This window comes from Pseudomonas sp. V88_4 (assembly GCF_029967985.1).
In the GTDB taxonomy this organism is placed as follows: domain Bacteria; phylum Pseudomonadota; class Gammaproteobacteria; order Pseudomonadales; family Pseudomonadaceae; genus Aquipseudomonas; species Aquipseudomonas glycinae.
Genome location: NZ_JASCAF010000001.1, coordinates 173,391 through 192,416 on the forward strand (window position 1 = coordinate 173,391; position 19,026 = coordinate 192,416).

At 60.2% G+C, this 19,026-nt stretch carries 18 protein-coding genes and 1 tRNA gene; 10 read left to right on the forward strand and 9 right to left on the reverse strand.

Going from position 1 to position 19,026, the window contains the following annotated elements; translation table 11 throughout:
* The first annotated feature begins 23 nt into the window (after positions 1-23).
* The 10 genes from QLG12_RS00820 (at position 24) to QLG12_RS00865 (ending at position 11,749) form a co-directional block, all read left to right on the forward strand.
* Positions 24-1,034, forward strand: a complete 1,011-nt coding sequence (locus QLG12_RS00820; RefSeq protein WP_282473726.1) for an ornithine carbamoyltransferase — start codon at positions 24-26, stop codon at positions 1,032-1,034.
* 73 nt (positions 1,035-1,107) lie between these two features.
* Entirely contained in the window at positions 1,108-2,037 is a 930-nt protein-coding gene (arcC, locus tag QLG12_RS00825) for a carbamate kinase (protein ID WP_007951187.1), read from the forward strand.
* A 62-nt stretch (positions 2,038-2,099) separates the two neighbouring features.
* Entirely contained in the window at positions 2,100-2,462 is a 363-nt protein-coding gene (locus tag QLG12_RS00830; RefSeq protein WP_197870403.1) for a DUF5064 family protein, read from the forward strand.
* A gap of 273 nt (positions 2,463-2,735) precedes the next feature.
* Positions 2,736-4,244, forward strand: coding sequence for a sigma-54-dependent transcriptional regulator (locus QLG12_RS00835; protein ID WP_236196527.1), 1,509 nt, complete (start codon positions 2,736-2,738; stop codon positions 4,242-4,244).
* 340 nt (positions 4,245-4,584) lie between these two features.
* Complete coding sequence (gcvH, locus tag QLG12_RS00840) at positions 4,585-4,968, forward strand: glycine cleavage system protein GcvH (protein ID WP_011335630.1); 384 nt, start codon at positions 4,585-4,587, stop codon at positions 4,966-4,968.
* A gap of 10 nt (positions 4,969-4,978) precedes the next feature.
* Positions 4,979-7,831: an aminomethyl-transferring glycine dehydrogenase gene (gcvP, locus tag QLG12_RS00845; protein ID WP_282473727.1), complete on the forward strand. Its 2,853-nt coding sequence runs from the start codon at positions 4,979-4,981 to the stop codon at positions 7,829-7,831.
* A gap of 120 nt (positions 7,832-7,951) precedes the next feature.
* Complete coding sequence (locus QLG12_RS00850) at positions 7,952-9,328, forward strand: L-serine ammonia-lyase (RefSeq protein ID WP_282473728.1); 1,377 nt, start codon at positions 7,952-7,954, stop codon at positions 9,326-9,328.
* Between the two features lie 93 nt (positions 9,329-9,421).
* A complete protein-coding gene (gene gcvT / locus QLG12_RS00855; RefSeq protein WP_282473729.1) occupies positions 9,422-10,546 on the forward strand; it encodes a glycine cleavage system aminomethyltransferase GcvT in 1,125 nt (374 codons plus the stop codon).
* A gap of 404 nt (positions 10,547-10,950) precedes the next feature.
* Complete coding sequence (locus QLG12_RS00860; RefSeq protein ID WP_011335634.1) at positions 10,951-11,163, forward strand: cold-shock protein; 213 nt, start codon at positions 10,951-10,953, stop codon at positions 11,161-11,163.
* A gap of 97 nt (positions 11,164-11,260) precedes the next feature.
* On the forward strand, positions 11,261-11,749 hold the full coding sequence (locus QLG12_RS00865) for an RDD family protein (RefSeq protein ID WP_007951195.1): 489 nt from the start codon (positions 11,261-11,263) through the stop codon (positions 11,747-11,749).
* A gap of 58 nt (positions 11,750-11,807) precedes the next feature.
* Here the strand turns inward: QLG12_RS00865 and nadA are convergent, their stop codons facing one another.
* The 9 genes from nadA to tolR all read right to left on the reverse strand — a co-directional run bounded on the left by nadA (position 11,808) and on the right by tolR (position 19,009).
* Positions 11,808-12,866, reverse strand: coding sequence for a quinolinate synthase NadA (nadA, locus tag QLG12_RS00870; protein ID WP_282473730.1), 1,059 nt, complete (start codon positions 12,864-12,866; stop codon positions 11,808-11,810).
* A gap of 271 nt (positions 12,867-13,137) precedes the next feature.
* Positions 13,138-13,213 (reverse strand) — tRNA-Lys (locus QLG12_RS00875).
* 63 nt (positions 13,214-13,276) lie between these two features.
* The gene (gene queC / locus QLG12_RS00880; RefSeq protein ID WP_007951197.1) at positions 13,277-13,969 is read right to left on the reverse strand and encodes a 7-cyano-7-deazaguanine synthase QueC; all 693 of its coding nucleotides are present in this window, start codon (positions 13,967-13,969) and stop codon (positions 13,277-13,279) included.
* Between the two features lies 1 nt (position 13,970).
* On the reverse strand, positions 13,971-14,618 hold the full coding sequence (gene queE, locus QLG12_RS00885) for a 7-carboxy-7-deazaguanine synthase QueE (RefSeq protein WP_007951198.1): 648 nt from the start codon (positions 14,616-14,618) through the stop codon (positions 13,971-13,973).
* 165 nt (positions 14,619-14,783) lie between these two features.
* Positions 14,784-15,623 (reverse strand): tol-pal system protein YbgF, encoded by an 840-nt coding sequence (gene ybgF / locus QLG12_RS00890; RefSeq protein WP_197870395.1) that lies wholly within the window; start codon positions 15,621-15,623, stop codon positions 14,784-14,786.
* A 6-nt stretch (positions 15,624-15,629) separates the two neighbouring features.
* Complete coding sequence (gene pal / locus QLG12_RS00895; RefSeq protein WP_003178634.1) at positions 15,630-16,127, reverse strand: peptidoglycan-associated lipoprotein Pal; 498 nt, start codon at positions 16,125-16,127, stop codon at positions 15,630-15,632.
* Positions 16,128-16,179: 52 nt separating this feature from the next.
* The gene (tolB, locus tag QLG12_RS00900) at positions 16,180-17,460 is read right to left on the reverse strand and encodes a Tol-Pal system beta propeller repeat protein TolB (RefSeq protein WP_166742344.1); all 1,281 of its coding nucleotides are present in this window, start codon (positions 17,458-17,460) and stop codon (positions 16,180-16,182) included.
* A 17-nt stretch (positions 17,461-17,477) separates the two neighbouring features.
* Positions 17,478-18,557, reverse strand: coding sequence for a cell envelope integrity protein TolA (gene tolA / locus QLG12_RS00905; protein ID WP_064383749.1), 1,080 nt, complete (start codon positions 18,555-18,557; stop codon positions 17,478-17,480).
* Positions 18,557-19,009 carry a protein TolR gene (gene tolR / locus QLG12_RS00910; protein WP_162130475.1) on the reverse strand — a complete coding sequence of 151 codons (453 nt, stop codon included), beginning with the start codon at positions 19,007-19,009 and terminating at the stop codon, positions 18,557-18,559. The genes tolA and tolR overlap by 1 nt, the downstream gene beginning before the upstream one ends.
* Between the last annotated feature and the right edge of the window lie 17 nt (positions 19,010-19,026).

Consider the following 19,026-nt stretch of genomic DNA (forward strand, 5'->3'; position numbering starts at 1 on the left):
TACCGAATCCAAGGAGAATCATCATGGCGTTCAACATCCATAACCGTAACCTGCTCAGCCTGGAACACCACACCCCACGTGAGCTGCGCTACCTGCTCGACCTGTCCCGCGACCTCAAGCGCGCCAAGTACACCGGCACCGAGCAGCAACACCTGAAGGGCAACAACATCGCCCTGATCTTCGAAAAAACCTCGACCCGCACCCGTTGCGCGTTCGAAGTCGCCGCCTATGACCAGGGCGCCAACGTTACCTACATCGACCCGAATTCCTCGCAGATCGGCCACAAGGAAAGCATGAAGGACACCGCCCGCGTTCTGGGGCGCATGTACGACGCCATCGAGTACCGTGGCTTCAAGCAGGAAATCGTCGAAGAGCTGGCCAAGTTCGCCGGCGTGCCGGTGTTCAACGGCCTGACCGATGAATATCACCCGACCCAGATGATCGCCGACGTGCTGACCATGCGTGAGCACGCCGACAAGCCGATCCACGAGATCAGCTACGCCTACCTGGGCGACGCCCGCAACAACATGGGCAACTCGCTGCTGCTGGTCGGCGCCAAACTCGGCATGGACGTACGCATCTGCGCGCCGAAAGCCCTGTGGCCGAACGACGATCTGGTCGATCGCTGCAAGAAATACGCAGAGGAAAGCGGTGCTCGCATCACCCTGACCGAAGACCCGAAAGCCGCGGTCAAGGGCGTGGATTTCATCCACACCGACGTCTGGGTATCGATGGGCGAGCCGGTGGAAGCCTGGGCCGAGCGTATTCAGCAACTGCTGCCGTATCAGGTCAACGCCGAGCTGATGAAAGCCACCGGCAACCCGCGCACCAAGTTCATGCACTGCCTGCCGGCGTTCCACAACAGCGATACCAAGGTCGGCAAACAGATCGCCGAACAGTATCCGCACCTGAAAAACGGCATCGAAGTGACCGACGACGTGTTCGAGTCCCCGGCCTGCATCGCCTTCGAGCAAGCGGAAAACCGCATGCACACCATCAAGGCGATTCTGGTGTCGACCCTGGCTGATCTGTAAGCGTTGACCCTGACCTGCGGGCGTCGCCGAAGGCTGCCCCCGCAGGCTCACCGAATTCTGAAAGGACTGCATTATGCGTATCGTCGTAGCTCTGGGCGGTAACGCCCTGCTCCGCCGTGGTGAGCCGATGACCGCTGACAACCAGCGCGCCAACATCCGCATCGCCACCGAGCAAATCGCCAAGATCCACCCCGGCAATCAACTGGTCATCGCCCACGGCAATGGCCCGCAAGTCGGCCTGCTGTCGTTGCAGGCAGCCGCCTACACCTCCGTCACCCCTTACCCGCTGGACGTACTCGGTGCCGAAACCGAAGGCATGATCGGCTACATCATCGAACAGGAACTGGGCAACCTGCTGGACTTCGAAGTCCCGTTCGCCACCCTGCTCACCCAGGTCGAAGTCGACGCCAACGACCCGGCCTTCAAAAACCCGACCAAACCGATCGGCCCGGTCTACGAGAAAGCCGAAGCGGAAAAACTCGCCGCCGAAAAAGGCTGGGCCATCGCCCCGGACGGCGACAAGTTCCGCCGTGTGGTGGCCAGCCCGCGACCGAAACGCATTTTCGAAATCCGTCCGATCAAGTGGCTGCTGGACAAGGGCAGCATCGTGATCTGCGCCGGCGGTGGCGGCATCCCGACCATGTATGGCGCACACGGCAAGCTGCAAGGCATCGAAGCGGTGATCGACAAGGACCTGTGCTCGGCGCTGCTTGCCGAGCAGCTGGAAGCGGATTTGCTGGTGATCGCCACCGACGTCAACGCGGCGTACATCGACTTCAAGAAACCCACCGAGAAAGCCATCGCCCAGGCCCACCCGGACGAACTCGAACGCCTGGGCTTCGCCGCCGGCTCCATGGGGCCGAAGGTGCAGGCAGCCTGTGAATTTGCGCGCCATACTGGCAAGGTCGCGGTGATCGGCTCGCTCTCGGACATCGAAGCCATCGTCCAGGGCACCGCCGGTACGCGAGTCAGCACGGCGGCGCCGGGCATCACCTACCGATAAAAAGAAACTCCGGGGGCAGACCTCAGGTCTGCCCTTCTCCCATGCCTTGAAAGGAGAAAACCATGGCCCAGTTCGAACCCGGCCGCTTGCACATCGAGCGCCACGCGTTGACTGACGACGACGTCAATTACAACGTGTGCCTCGACTATGAAGTGTTCACCGATCCCCAGAAAGGCAAAGGGATACAGTTCACCCTGCATGGCAGCATGCAGGGCAAAGAGGTCAACGAACCGTTCTTTCTGCCCAAGGAGGAAGCCTACAACTTCGCTCGCAACGTGACGCAGATTGCCGAAAAGTACGGCATTCCCAAGAGCCACAGCCAGATCGGCTCGGTGCACAAGCATTACGACCTGATGTTTGAAGACATCCGCATGAAGTTGAATATGAAATCCGGGGATCCGGTCAATCCCGAGCATTTCGAGTAATTCCCAAAAGGGCCCTCACCCTAGCCCTCTCCCAGAGGGAGAGGGAACTGATTGCGGGATGCTTCAGAGTTACGCCGACCTGAACCTGCTTTACCGAATCCATAATCGACTCGATTCTTCAGGTCGATGTATCACGCGATACACCTCGGTCAGCTCCCTCTCCCTCCGGGAGAGGGCTGGATTTCAAGCACGGCGCCGATCTCAAGATTTCACCCCAGTCCCCCATCAAGGCATACTTGCCCCCCTCCGCACTCCAGAACCCAGAACCGCCCCATGCGTATCCACGTCAGCTTCATCGACCGCGTCGGCATCACCCAGGAAGTCCTGGCTATCCTCGGCGGGCGCAATCTCAATCTGGATGCGGTGGAAATGATCCCGCCCAACGTCTACATCGACGCCCCGACCTTGAGCCCGCAAGTGCTCGAAGAACTGAAAGATGCGCTGTTTCGCGTGCGTGGCGTAGAAGCAGTGACCGTGGTCGACATTCTCCCCGGCCAGCGCCGACACTTGCAGCTCGACGCGTTGCTCGCGGCGATGACCGACCCGGTGCTGGCGCTGGACAGCGCCGGCAAGGTGCTGCTGGCCAACCCGGCGCTGATCGCCCTGTACGGCCGCGAACCGGCGGGCGAAAGCGTCTCGGAACTGTTCAACGATCCGGGCCTGCTCGAAACCTTGCTCGAACAAGGCTTCCGCCTCCCGCTGCGGGAAATCACCGTCAACGGCCAGACCCTGTTGCTGGACGCCACGCCGATCACCGACGCCGGCGCCCTGCTGACCCTGTATCAACCCAACCGCATCGGCGAACAACTCTCGGCGTTGCACCACGACCATGCCGAAGGCTTTGATGCGCTGCTCGGTGAATCGCCGCCAATCCGCACCCTCAAGGCTCGCGCCCAACGCGTCGCGGCCCTCGACGCACCACTGCTGATCCAGGGCGAAACCGGTACCGGCAAGGAACTGGTGGCCCGTGCCTGCCACGCCATCAGCGCCCGGCACAGTGCGCCCTTTCTCGCACTGAACTGCGCGGCCCTGCCGGAGAACCTCGCCGAAAGCGAACTGTTCGGCTACGCCCCCGGCGCCTTCACTGGCGCACAACGCGGCGGCAAACCGGGGCTGATGGAGCTGGCCAACCAGGGCACGGTGTTCCTCGACGAAATCGGCGAGATGTCGCCGTACTTGCAGGCCAAGTTGCTGCGCTTTCTCAACGACGGCAGCTTCCGTCGGGTTGGCGGTGACCGAGAGGTAAAGGTCAACGTGCGGATCCTCAGCGCCACCCACCGCGACCTGGAAAAAATGGTCAGCGAAGGCCTGTTCCGCGAAGACCTGTTCTACCGCCTCAACGTGCTCAACGTCGAAGTGCCGCCGCTGCGCGAACGCGGTCAGGACATTCTGTTGCTGGCGCGCTATTTCATGCAGCAGGCCTGCGCGCAGATCCAGCGCCCGGTCTGCCGCCTCGCCCCGGGCACTTACCCGGCGCTGCTCGGCAACCGCTGGCCGGGCAACGTGCGGCAATTGCAGAACGTGATCTTTCGCGCCGCCGCGATCTGCGAAAGCAGCCTGGTGGACATCGGCGACCTCGACATCGCCGGCACCTCCGTGGCACGCCAGACCGACACCGACGTCGACAGCCTGGAAGAAGCGGTCGAAGCCTTCGAAAAATCGCTGCTGGAAAAGCTCTACGTCAGCTACCCCTCGACCCGCCAATTGGCCAGCCGTCTGCAGACCTCGCACACCGCAATCGCGCATCGGCTGCGCAAGTACGGCATCCCCAACAAGTCTTAGCAACGACACAAAAACCTGTGGGAGCTGGCTCTAGATCTACGCTAAAAACGACCTCCATCTGTACTGAAAGCGCTACAGCGGAACGATATCGCTACACCCTCCTCCGATCACCGCTGTGCAAGGCTTTGATCCGGTTCAGCTTTTTTCTTCGCCTCACGCTGTAGCGATTTCGCTACAGCCAAGGTAATCGCGCCCGCCCGCAAATCAATCAAACCATTGATTTATAAAGATATTTTTACGTTGGCCGCGATCTTGCTAAGTAACCGTTCATAAAATCAGGGCATTGCCGCCCGAGTATTCCACCGCGTCCACCAGACGAGTCTGGCCCCTAGGAGATTCCATGAGCGAGTTGCGTTTTACTGAAGATCACGAATGGCTGCGCGCCGAAGCCGATGGTTCTGTCACCGTTGGCATCACCGCTTTCGCGCAGAACGCCCTGGGCGACGTGGTGTTCGTGCAACTGCCTGAATTGCAGGCGTACGAGAAAGGCGCCGAAGCCGCCACCGTGGAATCGGTAAAAGCCGCCAGCGGCGTTTACATGCCACTGGACGGTGAAGTCCTGGCCACCAACCCGGCCCTGGAAGACAGCCCTGAACTGGTCAACGAAGATCCGCTGGGTGAAGGCTGGTTCTTCCGCTTCAAGCCAGCCGACGCGACCGCCGTCGCCAAGCTGTTGGATCAGGACGCCTACGACCGCCTGATCAAAGCCCAAGCCGAAGCCTGAGGAACCTGACATGACCCAAGTAAATCTCGGCACCGCCAACGAATTCATCGCCCGTCACATCGGCCCGCGCGCCGGTGACGAGCAAGCCATGCTCAACAGCCTCGGCTTCGACTCGCTCGAAGCCCTGAGCGCCAGCGTCATCCCGGAAAGCATCAAGGGCACCAGCGTGCTCGGCCTCGACGACGGCCTGAGCGAAGCCGATGCCCTGGCAATGATCAAAGGCATCGCCGGCAAGAACCAGCTGTTCAAGACCTACATCGGCCAGGGCTACTACAACTGCCACACGCCGTCGCCGATCCTGCGCAACCTGCTGGAAAACCCGGCCTGGTACACCGCTTACACCCCGTACCAGCCGGAGATTTCCCAGGGCCGCCTCGAAGCGCTGCTGAACTTCCAGACCCTGATCAGCGACCTCACCGGCCTGCCGATCGCCAACGCCTCCCTGCTCGACGAAGCCACCGCCGCTGCCGAAGCCATGACCTTCTGCAAACGCCTGAGCAAGAACAAGGGCAGCCACCAGTTCTTCGCCTCGATCCACAGCCATCCGCAAACCCTCGACGTGCTGCGCACCCGTGCCGAGCCGCTGGGCATTGAGGTTGTTGTGGGCGATGAGCGTGAGCTGACCGACGTGACGCCATTCTTCGGCGCGCTGCTGCAATACCCGGCCAGCAACGGTGATGTGTTCGACTACCGCGAACTGACCGAACGCTTCCACGCTGCCAACGCACTGGTGGCCGTGGCCGCTGATCTGCTGGCTCTGACCCTGCTGACTCCGCCGGGCGAATTCGGCGCCGACGTGGCCATCGGCAGCGCGCAACGCTTCGGCGTGCCGCTGGGCTTCGGTGGCCCGCACGCGGCTTACTTCTCCACCAAAGATGCGTTCAAGCGCGACATGCCGGGCCGTCTGGTCGGTGTCTCGGTTGACCGTTTCGGCAAACCGGCCCTGCGTCTGGCGATGCAGACCCGCGAGCAACACATCCGCCGCGAGAAAGCCACGTCGAACATCTGCACCGCACAAGTGCTGCTGGCCAACATCGCCAGCATGTACGCCGTGTACCACGGCCCTAAAGGCCTGACCCGGATTGCCAACCGCGTGCATCACCTGACCGCGATTCTGGCCAAGGGCCTGAGCTCGCTGGGCGTGACCGTCGAACAAACCAGCTTCTTCGACACCTTGACCCTGGCCACCGGTGCGCAAACCGCCGCGCTGCATGACAAGGCTCGCGCCCAACAGATCAACCTGCGCGTGATCGACGCTCAGCGTCTGGGCCTGTCGGTCGACGAAACCACCACCCAGGCCGACATCGAAACCCTGTGGGGCCTGTTCGCCGACGGCAAGACTCTGCCGGATTTCGCTGCGCTGGCCGCTGCCGCGCAAAGCACGATTCCGGCTTCGCTGGTGCGTCAGTCGCCGATCCTCAGCCACCCGGTGTTCAACCGTTATCACTCGGAAACCGAGCTGATGCGCTACCTGCGCAAACTGGCGGACAAGGACCTGGCACTGGATCGCACCATGATCCCGCTGGGCTCGTGCACCATGAAACTCAACGCCGCCAGCGAAATGATCCCGGTGACCTGGGCCGAATTCGGCGCCCTGCACCCGTTCGCCCCGGCCGAACAAAGCGCCGGTTACCAGCAACTGACCGACGAACTGGAAGCGATGCTTTGCGCCGCCACCGGTTACGACTCGATCTCGCTGCAGCCTAACGCTGGTTCCCAGGGTGAGTACGCAGGTCTCTTGGCGATCCGCGCCTATCACCAGAGCCGTGGCGAAGACCGTCGCGACATCTGCCTGATCCCGTCGTCCGCCCACGGCACCAACCCGGCGACCGCCAACATGGCCGGCATGCGCGTGGTCGTGACCGCGTGCGACGCCCGTGGCAACGTGGACATCGAAGACCTGCGCGCCAAGGCCATCGAGCACCGCGAACACCTCGCGGCGCTGATGATCACTTACCCTTCGACCCACGGCGTGTTCGAAGAAGGCATCCGCGAAATCTGCGGCATCATTCATGACAACGGCGGCCAGGTGTACATCGACGGCGCCAACATGAACGCGATGGTCGGCCTCTGCGCACCGGGCAAGTTCGGCGGCGACGTGTCGCACCTGAACCTGCACAAGACCTTCTGCATCCCCCACGGCGGTGGCGGCCCGGGCGTCGGCCCGATCGGCGTGAAATCGCACCTGACTCCGTTCCTGCCGGGCCACGGCCAGATGGAGCGCAAGGAAGGCGCGGTCTGCGCAGCTCCGTTCGGCAGCGCGAGCATTCTGCCGATCACCTGGATGTACATTCGCATGATGGGTGGCGCCGGTCTCAAGCGCGCTTCGCAACTGGCGATCCTCAATGCCAACTACATTTCCCGTCGCCTGGAAGAGCACTACCCGGTGCTGTACACCGGCAGCAACGGTCTGGTAGCGCACGAGTGCATCCTCGACCTGCGCCCGCTGAAAGACAGCAGCGGCATCAGCGTCGATGACGTCGCCAAGCGTCTGATCGACTTCGGCTTCCACGCCCCGACCATGTCGTTCCCGGTGGCCGGCACGCTGATGATCGAGCCGACCGAAAGTGAATCCAAGGAAGAACTGGACCGTTTCTGCGACGCCATGATCCGCATCCGCGAAGAAATCCGCGCGGTGGAAAACGGCACGCTGGACAAGGACGACAACCCGCTGAAGAACGCTCCGCACACCGCAGCGGAACTGGTCGGCGAGTGGACTCACCCTTACAGCCGCGAACAAGCGGTGTACCCGGTGGCGTCGTTGATCGAAGGCAAGTACTGGCCGCCGGTCGGTCGCGTCGACAACGTGTTCGGCGACCGCAACCTGGTCTGCGCCTGCCCGTCGATCGAAAGCTACGCTTAAAAAGAAGCAGCTATAAGCTTCAAGCCTCAAGTTGCAAGCTTCAAGCAACAAGTCAAAAGCCGACCGCTCTTGCTTGCAGCTTGAAGCTTGCCGCTTACAACTGCTCCGCAGGAGCCTCTCATGTCGTTAAGCGTGTTCGACCTGTTCAAGATTGGCATCGGCCCCTCCAGCTCCCACACCGTCGGCCCGATGCGCGCAGCTGCGCGCTTCGTCGAAGGCCTGCGCCGGGAAACCCTGTTGTCGGCCACCACCAGCGTCAGGGTCGAGTTGTATGGATCTCTCGGCGCCACCGGAAAGGGCCACGGCAGCGACAAGGCCGTGCTGCTTGGCCTGGAAGGTGAACACCCGGACACCGTGGATACTGAAACCGTCGCCGCCCGTCTCTCGGAGATTCGTGGCAACGGGCGTTTGAACCTGCTCGGTGAACACAGCATCGCGTTCAACGAGAAAGAACACCTGGCAATGATCCGCAAGCCGTTGGCTTATCACCCCAACGGCATGATCTTCCGTGCCTTCGATGCGGCGGGATTGCAGATCCGCAGCCGCGAGTACTACTCGGTCGGCGGTGGGTTCGTGGTCGACGAAGACGCGGCCGGCGCCGACCGCATCGTCGAAGACGCCACCCCGCTGACCTTCCCGTTCAAGAGTGCCAAGGACTTGCTCGGTCACTGCGCCACCTATGGTCTGTCAATCAGCCAGGTGATGCTGACCAACGAAAGCGCCTGGCGCCCGGAAGCGGAAACCCGTGCCGGCCTGCTGAAAATCTGGCAAGTGATGCAGGACTGCGTGGCCGCCGGCTGTCGCAACGAAGGCATCCTGCCAGGTGGCCTGAAGGTCAAGCGGCGGGCGGCGGCGTTGCACCGGCAACTGTGCAAGAACCCGGAATCGTCGCTGCGCGATCCGCTGTCGGTGCTGGACTGGGTCAACCTCTACGCGCTGGCCGTCAACGAAGAAAACGCCAACGGCGGGCGCGTCGTCACGGCACCGACCAACGGCGCGGCGGGGATCATTCCTGCGGTGCTGCATTACTACATGCGCTTCATTCCCGGCGCGAACGATGACGGCGTGGTGCGTTTCCTGCTCACCGCCGCGGCCATCGGCATTCTGTACAAGGAAAACGCCTCGATTTCCGGCGCCGAAGTCGGCTGTCAGGGCGAGGTCGGCGTGGCCTGTTCAATGGCGGCCGGGGCGTTGTGCGAAGTCCTCGGCGGCAGCGTGCAACAAGTGGAAAACGCCGCTGAAATCGGCATGGAACACAACCTCGGCCTGACCTGCGACCCGATTGGCGGACTGGTGCAAGTGCCGTGCATCGAACGCAACGCCATGGGCTCGGTCAAGGCGATCAACGCCGTGCGCATGGCCATGCGCGGCGACGGGCAGCACTTCGTCTCCCTCGACAAGGTCATCCGCACCATGCGCCAGACCGGCGCCGACATGAAAAGCAAATACAAAGAGACCGCCCGTGGCGGTCTGGCGGTCAACATTATCGAGTGCTGATCGCGCCATAAACTCGCTCTCCCTTTGGGAGAGAACACAAAACTGGCCCCCTCTCCCTCCGGGAGAGGGTTGGTGTGAATCAAGGAGTCACGCATGTCCACCGAACAACTGTCGAAAACCCCGCTGCACGCTCTGCACCTCGAACTCGGCGCCCGCATGGTGCCGTTCGCCGGCTACGACATGCCGGTGCAATACCCGCTGGGCGTGATGAAGGAACACCAGCACACCCGTGAACAGGCGGGGCTGTTCGATGTCTCGCACATGGGCCAGATCCGCCTGACCGGCGCCAATGCCGCCAAAGCCCTGGAAACCCTGGTGCCGGTGGACATCATCGATCTGCCGGTGGGCATGCAGCGCTACGCGATGTTCACCAACGAAACCGGGGGTATTCTCGATGATCTGATGGTCGCCAACCTCGGCAACGACGAACTGTTCCTGGTAGTCAACGCCGCGTGCAAGGACCAGGACCTGGCCCATCTGCAAAAACACATCGGCGACCAGTGCAAGATCGAGCAACTGTTCGAAGAACGCGCCCTGCTCGCCCTGCAAGGCCCCGCCGCCGTGACGGTGCTGGCACGCCTGGCACCGGAAGTGGCGAAAATGACTTTCATGCAATTCACCCGCGTGAAGCTGCTGGGCGTTGACTGCTTTGTCAGCCGTTCGGGCTACACCGGTGAAGACGGTTTCGAAATCTCGGTTCCGGCAGCCGACGCGGAAAAACTCGCCCGCGCCCTGCTGGCCGAACCGGAAGTGGCCGCCATCGGCCTCGGCGCCCGTGACTCGCTGCGCCTGGAAGCCGGCCTGTGCCTGTACGGCCACGACATGAACACCGAGACCACCCCGATCGAAGCCAGCCTGCTGTGGGCAATCTCCAAACCTCGGCGTGCCGATGGTACGCGCGCCGGTGGTTTCCCAGGTGCAGAACAGGTCTTCGCTCAACAGCAGAACGGCGTTCAGCGCAAACGCGTCGGCCTGCTGCCACAAGAGCGTACGCCGGTCCGTGAAGGTGCAGAAATCGTCAACGAAGCGGGCGAGATCATCGGCAGCGTGTGCAGTGGCGGTTTCGGCCCGACCCTGGGCGGTCCGTTGGCCATGGGTTACCTGGACAGCGCCTACGTCGCACTCGATACGCCTGTTTGGGCGATTGTTCGTGGGAAAAAGGTGCCATTGCTTGTAAGCAAAATGCCATTTGTTCCACAACGCTACTATCGCGGTTGATTGACTGTTTCTATAAGTAACGCGATTGCGTTATGCGTGCACTAATGTGTAACGCAATCGCCATAAAACAGTGCACTCTTTTTACATTCGATTCGAATATGAACTTGGCTTATAACGTTCGAAAACAATTGAACAAGCTAATCGTATAAGCCCGACTAGTGAATCGACTAAGTGCCAGCAAGGGCAGGAAAACCGGGGCCTTCGCGGGGCTTGTTTTTCCTCCCGTAGTTGGCGTAGAGTTTGTCCACTGTGTTTGCATGGGTCAGCTTGGAATCGTGACCTGGGCAGTAGCCTACAAGTTAGCTACATCCCGTTCGACGTCTTCTTACTCTCCTGCAACCAGCCCCAGTACTCTTTCATGAGAAGGAGACTGTCATCAATTTTTGCGTCAAAGGAAATAAGAAATGTCCCAACGTCAGAGCGGTACCGTCAAGTGGTTTAACGACGAGAAAGGTTTTGGTTTTATCACTCCAGAAAGCGGTCCGGATCTGTTCGTGCATTTCCGCGCCATTCAGGGCAACGGCTTCAAGAGCCTGAAAGAAGGCCAGAAAGTGACCTTCGTTGCAGTGCAAGGCCAGAAAGGCATGCAAGCTGACGAAGTCATCGCAGAAGCCTGATTTTCTGTAACGAAAAAGCCCCTGATATTGATATCAGGGGCTTTTTTGTGGGCGCAAATCCGTAAAATGGCGCTTCATTTTGCGTCGAGAGGCTGCCATGTCGAAACACCTGCTCACTCCCCAAGGCGATTTCCCCGCCGTCGGCCTGGGCCGTCGTCTGGCAGCGATGTTTTATGACTTTCTGCTGTGTACCGCCCTGCTGATCGTGACCGGTGGCGTCTACAAGATGATCCAGGCCGCGATCATCGGTGAGGAGCGTCTGCGGGTTCTGACCGACGCCGGGCAGCTGGATGGCGATCCTCTCTACTCCACGGTGCTGCTGTTGGTGCTGTTCGGTTTCTTCGCCAAGTTCTGGACTCACGCCGGGCAGACCCTGGGCATGCAGGTCTGGGGCATTCGCGTGCAGAACGCTGATGGCACTGCAATCAGCCTGTGGCAGGCGTTGCTGCGGTTCATGGTGTCGATTGCATCGTGGCTCTGCCTGGGCCTGGGGTTCTTCTGGTCACTGTTCGACAAACAGAAACGCGCCTGGCATGACATCTACTCCGACACGCAGCTCGTGCGAATTCCGAAGAAAGCAAAATAAATCCGCAGATGCAAAAACGCCCCGATCCAATCGGGGCGTTTTTGTTTGCGTCGCAAGGTCAGGCGTTGCCGGCCAGCTTCATCCGCGCGGCCTGAGTGAAATCGAGCATGCGCTTGAGCGGACGAATCGCCTGCGGGATCAGGGCCGGGTCGACAAAGATCTCGTTCGAACCTTCCTTCAGGCACTTGAGCGTGCGCTCAAGGGTGTTCATGGCCATCCACGGGCAATGTGCGCAACTGCGGCATGCTGCGCCGTTACCGGCGGTTGGTGCCTCGATGAAGACCTTGTCCGGGCACAACTGCTGCATCTTGTAGAAAATGCCGCGGTCAGTAGCCACGATCAGCGTCTTGTTAGGCAGCGATTGCGCGGCGGCAATCAGTTGACTGGTGGAGCCGACGGCGTCCGCCAGTTCGATCACCGAGGTCGGCGACTCCGGGTGCACCAGAATGGCGGCGTCCGGGTACAGCGCTTTCATGTCTTCCAGCTGCTTGGACTTGAACTCTTCGTGGACGATGCATGCACCATCCCATAGCAGCATGTCGGCGCCGGTCTGACGCTGGATGTAGGTGCCCAGATGCTTGTCCGGCCCCCAAATGATGGTTTCGCCGTTGTCCATCAGACTCTCGACGATTTCCAGTGCGCAGCTGGAGGTCACCACCCAGTCGGCCCGGGCTTTGACGGCGGCCGAGGTGTTGGCATACACCACCACGGTGCGTTCCGGATGCTGATCACAGAACGCCGAGAACTCGTCCACCGGGCAACCCAGATCCAGCGAGCAGGTCGCTTCCAGGGTCGGCATAAGCACACGTTTTTCAGGGTTGAGAATCTTCGCGGTCTCGCCCATGAATTTCACGCCGGCGACCACCACGGTCTTGGCCGGATGGGCGTTGCCGAAGCGGGCCATTTCCAGGGAATCGGAAACGCAGCCGCCGGTTTCTTCGGCGAGGGCCTGAATGACCGGATCGCAATAAAAGTGGGCAACCAGCACCGCGTCCTGAGCCTTGAGCTCGGCGGCGATGGCGGAACGGTAGTAAGCCTCTTCCTCGGCCGTCAGCGGCTTGGGCTGCTTGGCGTCGAGGTGGGCTTGTACCAGAAGGCGTTCGGAAATCTGCGTCATGTTCGCAAGACCTGCAGGCGCGTTCGCGCGAAAGTCGAGTATACACCCGGCTCCGGACCGCTTGAGGGTACCGCCGGGAGAGTGAGTATTATCAGGCACGGACAGCATTGAAGCTGCGCAAGGCTACAGAATATCCCGTTGATACAAAAGATGATTCTGACCTGCGTCACGGCGGGAGGAAACGAAGAGAGGGATGCCCGAATCGCAGGCAAAAAAAAACCCGGAAATCCTCACTTTCGTGGGCCTTCCGGATTTTCTAAACCGCCAAATATGGTGGGTCGTGTGGGATTCGAACCTACGACCAATTGGTTAAAAGCCAACTGCTCTACCAACTGAGCTAACGACCCGCTGTGTGGTGGCGCGTATAATACTGATTTTTAAGGACTATTCAACACCTAATTTGAAAAAAATCAAAAATAAGGTGTCGGGTCGCTGATTCCGGCCGCCGCGAAGCCTTCCGCACGCAGTCGGCAGCTGTCGCATTTACCGCAAGCACGGCCATCGTCGTCCGCTTGATAGCAGGAAACGGTCAGTCCGTAATCAACACCCAGCTTCACGCCCGCCTGGACAATCTGCGCCTTGCTGAGGTTCTGCAGCGGTGCCTGGATGCGGAAACCATTGCCTTCGACGCCAGCCTTGGTGGCCAGATTGGCCATGCGCTCGAACGACTCGATGAACTCGGGACGGCAATCCGGGTAACCGGAGTAATCCACTGCGTTGACGCCGATAAAGATGTCACGGGCGCCAAGCACTTCAGCCCAGCCGAGAGCCAGCGACAGGAAAACCGTGTTGCGTGCCGGCACGTAAGTCACCGGGATGCCTTCGCCGAGCTCTTCCGGGATGTCGATGCTGGTGTCGGTCAGGGCCGAACCACCCATGCCGTTCAGGTTCAGGCCGATCACTTTATGCTCGACCACGCCCAGGTCACGGGCAACGCGAGCAGCGGCATGCAGTTCGGCGTGGGAACGCTGACCGTAATCGAAACTCATCGTGTAGCAGGCGTAACCTTCAGCACGGGCCATGGCCACGACCGTAGCCGAGTCCAGACCACCGGACAGCAGGATTACCGCACGTTTTTGGCTAGTGTTCAGTTGTTCAGTCATCTCAGCGCCCCGGCTCATCATTCCATAGATATTTATGCAGCTGCAGTTGCAGGCGCACTGGCAGGTTATCCGCCACCACCCAGTCCGCCAGATCCCGAGCGTTCAGGTCGTGGTGACTTGGGGAAAACAGCACTTCACCTGCACGTCGCTCAAGACCGTACTGGATCAGCTTCGATACCGCCCAGTCATAGTCCTCCCGCGAGCAGATGACAAACTTCACCTGATCGTTGGGCGTCAGCAGTTCGATGTTCTCGTAACGGTTGCGATGGGCTTCTTTGGAATCTGGCGTTTTCAGGTCGACCACCCGACTGACCCGCGGATCGACCGCCGAGATGTCGAGGGCGCCGCTGGTTTCCAGCGAGACTTCGTAGCCGGCATCGCACAGCTGCTTGAGCAAAGGGATGGCATTGGGCTGTGCCAGCGGCTCACCGCCAGTGACGCAGACGTAGCGCGGGCGAAAGCCGGCCACTTGCTCGAGGATGTCGTCGAGGGTACGGATCGTGCCACCGCTGAACGCGTAGGCGCTGTCGCAGTATTGGCAACGCAACGGGCAACCGGTCAGGCGCACAAAAACCGTGGGCAGCCCGGCAGTCCGCGTTTCCCCCTGCAACGAGTAGAAAACTTCGGTAATTCTCAATGTGTCTTGCATAGTCGCCACGGGCGTAACAGCTAAACAGGCTGTCCGCCTCCGTCAGGCACCTCTGGCCACCCCGCCAACGCGTAGATCACCAGAAGCGTGTTTCATAAAAGGGCGTGAATTCTAACGAAAAAACCCGCGACAAGCGCGGGTTTCTTCCAAACGGGTCAAACGGTGTTACATGCGTTGCAGATCGCGCTGGGCCAACTGCGCGGCGGACGTGCCCGGATATTGGGCCACCACCTGCTGCAGAATGCCCTTGACCTTGTCGGTATGACCGAGGCGGCGCTCTACGTCAGCCAGCTTGTACAGCGAATCCGGCACCTTGGCGTGCTTGGGATACAGCTGCGACACCTTGGCAAAAGCCTGACCTGCACCTTGCAGATCGCCTTTGGCCAGGTTCACTTCACCCAGCCAGTACTGGGCGTTGCCCGCGTATTGGCTGTTCGGGTATTTACGCAGGAAAGCGGCAAACGCCTGGCTGGCCTTGTCGAAATCCTTGGCCTTGATCAGGTCAAAAGCTGCATCGTAATACAGCTTTTCCTTGGCCGGATCAGCCGGTTCGCCACCCGCGGCGGGTGCCTGGGCGGCCGCAGCGGCACCGGCTCCAGCGGCGGCACCGGCAGCAGCATTTGCATCGCCACCGGCAGAAGAATTCTCGGGAGTCGCGGCAGGTGCAACGCCGGACCCTATGCGCCGATCAAGATCCTGGTATCGCTCCAGGGATTCCTGTTTCATGCGCGCAACTTGATTCTGCAGTTCTTCGATCACGCCTTGCTGGCGCGATATCTGATCCTGCATTTGTTGCAGTTGGTTGAACAGCATGCCTTGTGCCGAGGCAGGGGCCGAAGCCGCTCCCCCGGCATAGGCGCCGTTCGTACCGTAACCTGCAGGCGGATAACTGCTCCCGCTATTGTTATAACCGGAGTTGTCATCGACCACAGGAACCGCAGCCCACACCGCAAGCGGCGCGAGGCTGAGAGCCAGAACAGTTACAGCACGACGGCACGTTCGCATATCGAATTACTTACGCAGTTCGACGCGACGGTTTTGAGCCCAGGACTGCTCGTCGTTGCCGGTGGCAACTGGACGCTCTTCGCCGTAGGAAACCAGTTCCAGTTGAGCTGGGGAAACACCTTGCAGTACCAGGTAGCGCTGAACGGCTTTCGCACGACGCTCGCCCAGTGCCATGTTGTACTCACGAGTACCACGTTCGTCGGTGTTGCCTTCCAGAACAACGCGAGCGCCGTTTGCTTTCAGGTCTTTGGCGTGAACGTCCAGAGCGCGCATGGCTTCTGGCTTCAGGTCCGAGCTGTCGTATTCGAAGTAGAAGGTGGTGATTGCGCGCAGAGCAGCTTCTTCGCTCAGGGAACCGTCAACTGCACCAGTGTTTGCGCCGTAACCAGCGTTTGGATCAACAGCGCCTTCACCGGCGTTGTCGCCGCCTTTGGACGAGCAACCTACAGCTACAGCCATGGCCAGAGCCAGCGCAGCAAATTTACCAAACTTCAGCATTTCCATCGTGAAACTCCTAATGAACCCCAGTGTGTTAAGTAAAACGTAAAGCGCCGCGTCAGTTCAGGTAAGGGGACCAGGACGGTTCTCTGACTTCGCCTTGAGCGGTAGGAAGCGGGAGCCTCACGCGTCCATTAATGGACACGAGCATCAAGACTCCCCGGCCCTGCTGGCGGGTGGCGTAGATTACCATGGTGCCGTTGGGCGCAACAGTAGGCGACTCGTCCAGAGTGCTATCAGTGAGGATTTTTACACTTCCGCGCTGCAAATCCTGAGCCGCCACTTTGAAATTGGTGAAACCGTCCTGACGATGGATCATCACCAGGGTCTTTTCATCCGCCGAAAGCTTCGGGTTGGCGTTGTAGTTGCCCACGAACGTCACACGCTCGGCACCGCCGCCACCAGCGCTGGTCTTGTAGATCTGCGGTTTGCCGCCACGGTCGGAGGTGAAGTAGATGGTCGAACCATCCTTGCCCCAGTACGGTTCGGTGTTGATGCCAGGACCTGCAGTCACACGGGTGATCTGACGCGAACCGAGGTTCATCACGTAGATGTCCGGGTTACCGTCTTTCGACAGTACGAACGCCAGGCGATTGCCGTCCGGCGACCAGGCTGGCGCGCCGTTCAGGCCTTCGAAGTTGGTGATCTGCTCGCGGCGACCGGTGTCGATGTTCTGCATGAAGATGCGCGGACGCTTCTGTTCGAACGACACGTAGGCGATACGCTTGCCGTCCGGTGCAAAACGCGGCGACAGGATCGGCTCGCGCGATTGCAGCAGGGTCACGGCGCGGGCGCCGTCATAGTCCGAACGCTGCAGGGTGTAACGGGTGTTCTTTTCGGAGAAACGCTCGGCCGTGACGTACAGCAGGCGAGTCGAGAATGCACCTTTAATACCGGTCAGTTTTTCGAACGACTGGTCGGAGATGTAGTGCGCCATGTCGCGCAGCTGTTCGGTGGTACCGGACACGCTGCCGTCAGCCACTTTCTGTTCGGTGGCGACGTTGAATAGAGCCCACTGCACCTGCAGACGGCCACCGGCCGGCACGATGCTGCCGACCATCATGTATTGCGCGCCCACCGCCTTCCAGTCACGGAAGATGATTTCGCTCGGCTGGCTTGGCTGGCTGATCATGTTTTGCTTTGGAATCGGCGAGTAATAGCCCGAGTTGCGCAAATCGTTACCAATGATTTCAGCCATGTCATCCGGCAGGACGGCACCGCCCTGGAAACCGAACGGTACGACGGCGATCGGCGTTGCCCGATCGCTGCCGCTGGTGACCAGAATGTTCTTTTCATCCGCCATCGCGATCCCTGCCATGCAGCAGATCACGACCAGCATTCCTCGAAGAAGGTTTCTCACAAGGCTAGATCCTCAGGTGTGAATGTCATCTTGAATGAACGATACGGAGCGAAATCGCTCGGCTTCATTCCCTGCATTTCCGTCAAACGTCCAATATTCTTGACCGCTGCCACTGCCGACGCATCGAACGGACCGTCGCCACTGGACTTGGCCACGCTGACCGAAGTCACCGTACCGTCCGGCAACATGCCGATCTGCAGCACAACCGTCATGCCTTTGCGTGCCGAAGGTGGACGTGCCCAGCCTTCCGCTGCCCGCGCACGAATCAGGTCATCGAAACTGCCCGCGACTTCATCGCCCTGCTCATCGGCCAAGGCCTGCTGGCGCTGCGGCGTGTCGGAAAGCAAATCTGCCAGGGCCTGAGCCTTTTTGTCTTCGGCGGATTTACGTGCCGCTTCCTGCGCTTTCTTCTTCGCAGCATCGGCAGCAGCTTTCTTCTTCGCGTCTTCGGCGACTTTCTTCTTCGCCTCTTCAGCTTCAGCTTTCTTCTTGGCGTCTTCGGCGGCTTTCTTCTTCGCGTCTTCGACGATCTTCTTCTTGGCTTCTTCAGCGGCCGCTTTCTTGGCCTCTTCTTCAGCAGCCTTCTTGGCTTCTTCTTCGGCTTTCTTCTTGGCTATATCAGCCAATTGTTTCTCTTCTGCCTTCTTGGCTTCGGCGGCTTTCTTGGCGTCGTCGGCTTTTTTGGCTTCATCAGCCTTCTTCGCCTCGTCCGCTTTTTTCGCCTCATCGGCCTTCTTGGCTTCCTCGGCCTTTTGAGCCGCTTCTTCTTTCTTTTGTTCCGCAGCCTTCACCGCTTCCTGCTCGACCTTTTTCTGCTCCATCTGCTCGACTTCGGTCTGGCGCGCGGCGGATTTCTTCGCCTCACCCGCAATCTTCTGATTGGTCTGGGTGGTTGCCTGACTTTTCGATTTCAGCTGGTACAGGGTTGCCTGGACAATCGGCTTGGCCGGCGGCAGCTCCGGAGTCAGGGCGAAACTGACGAACAGCATGCCGAACACCAGCACGTGCAAGCCAATCGCCCAGACACTGGGCCAGAAGTAGCTTTCCGAGGCGGACGGCTCTCGCTGTTGCTGCATCAGGGCGCCTCGGTGATCAAGCCAACGTTACCGACCCCGGCTTTCTGCAACCCGCCCATGGCGCCCATGACGGAGCCATAATCGACGGACTTGTCGCCACGGATGAACACTTGGGTACGCTTGCCGCCTTCAGTACCGGCGCGAATGATCTTGGTCACCGCGTCGGTCATCTGTGGCAGGGTCATGGCCCGGTCCTGCTGCTTCTCGGTGTCGACTTCGCTGCCAAGGTTCCAGTAGTAGGTCTTGTCCGACTTGATCGAAATGGTCAGCACCTGGGTGTTGTTGTCCTGCGGCAAGGCTTCGCTGGAAACCTTGGGCAGATCCACTTTCACGCCCTGATTGAGCATCGGCGCAGTCACCATGAAGATGACCAGCAGCACCAGCATCACGTCGATGTAAGGCACTACGTTCATCTCGGCGACCGGCTTGCGCTTGTGTCGGGCTCGAGTGATTAAAGCCATCGGGAAAT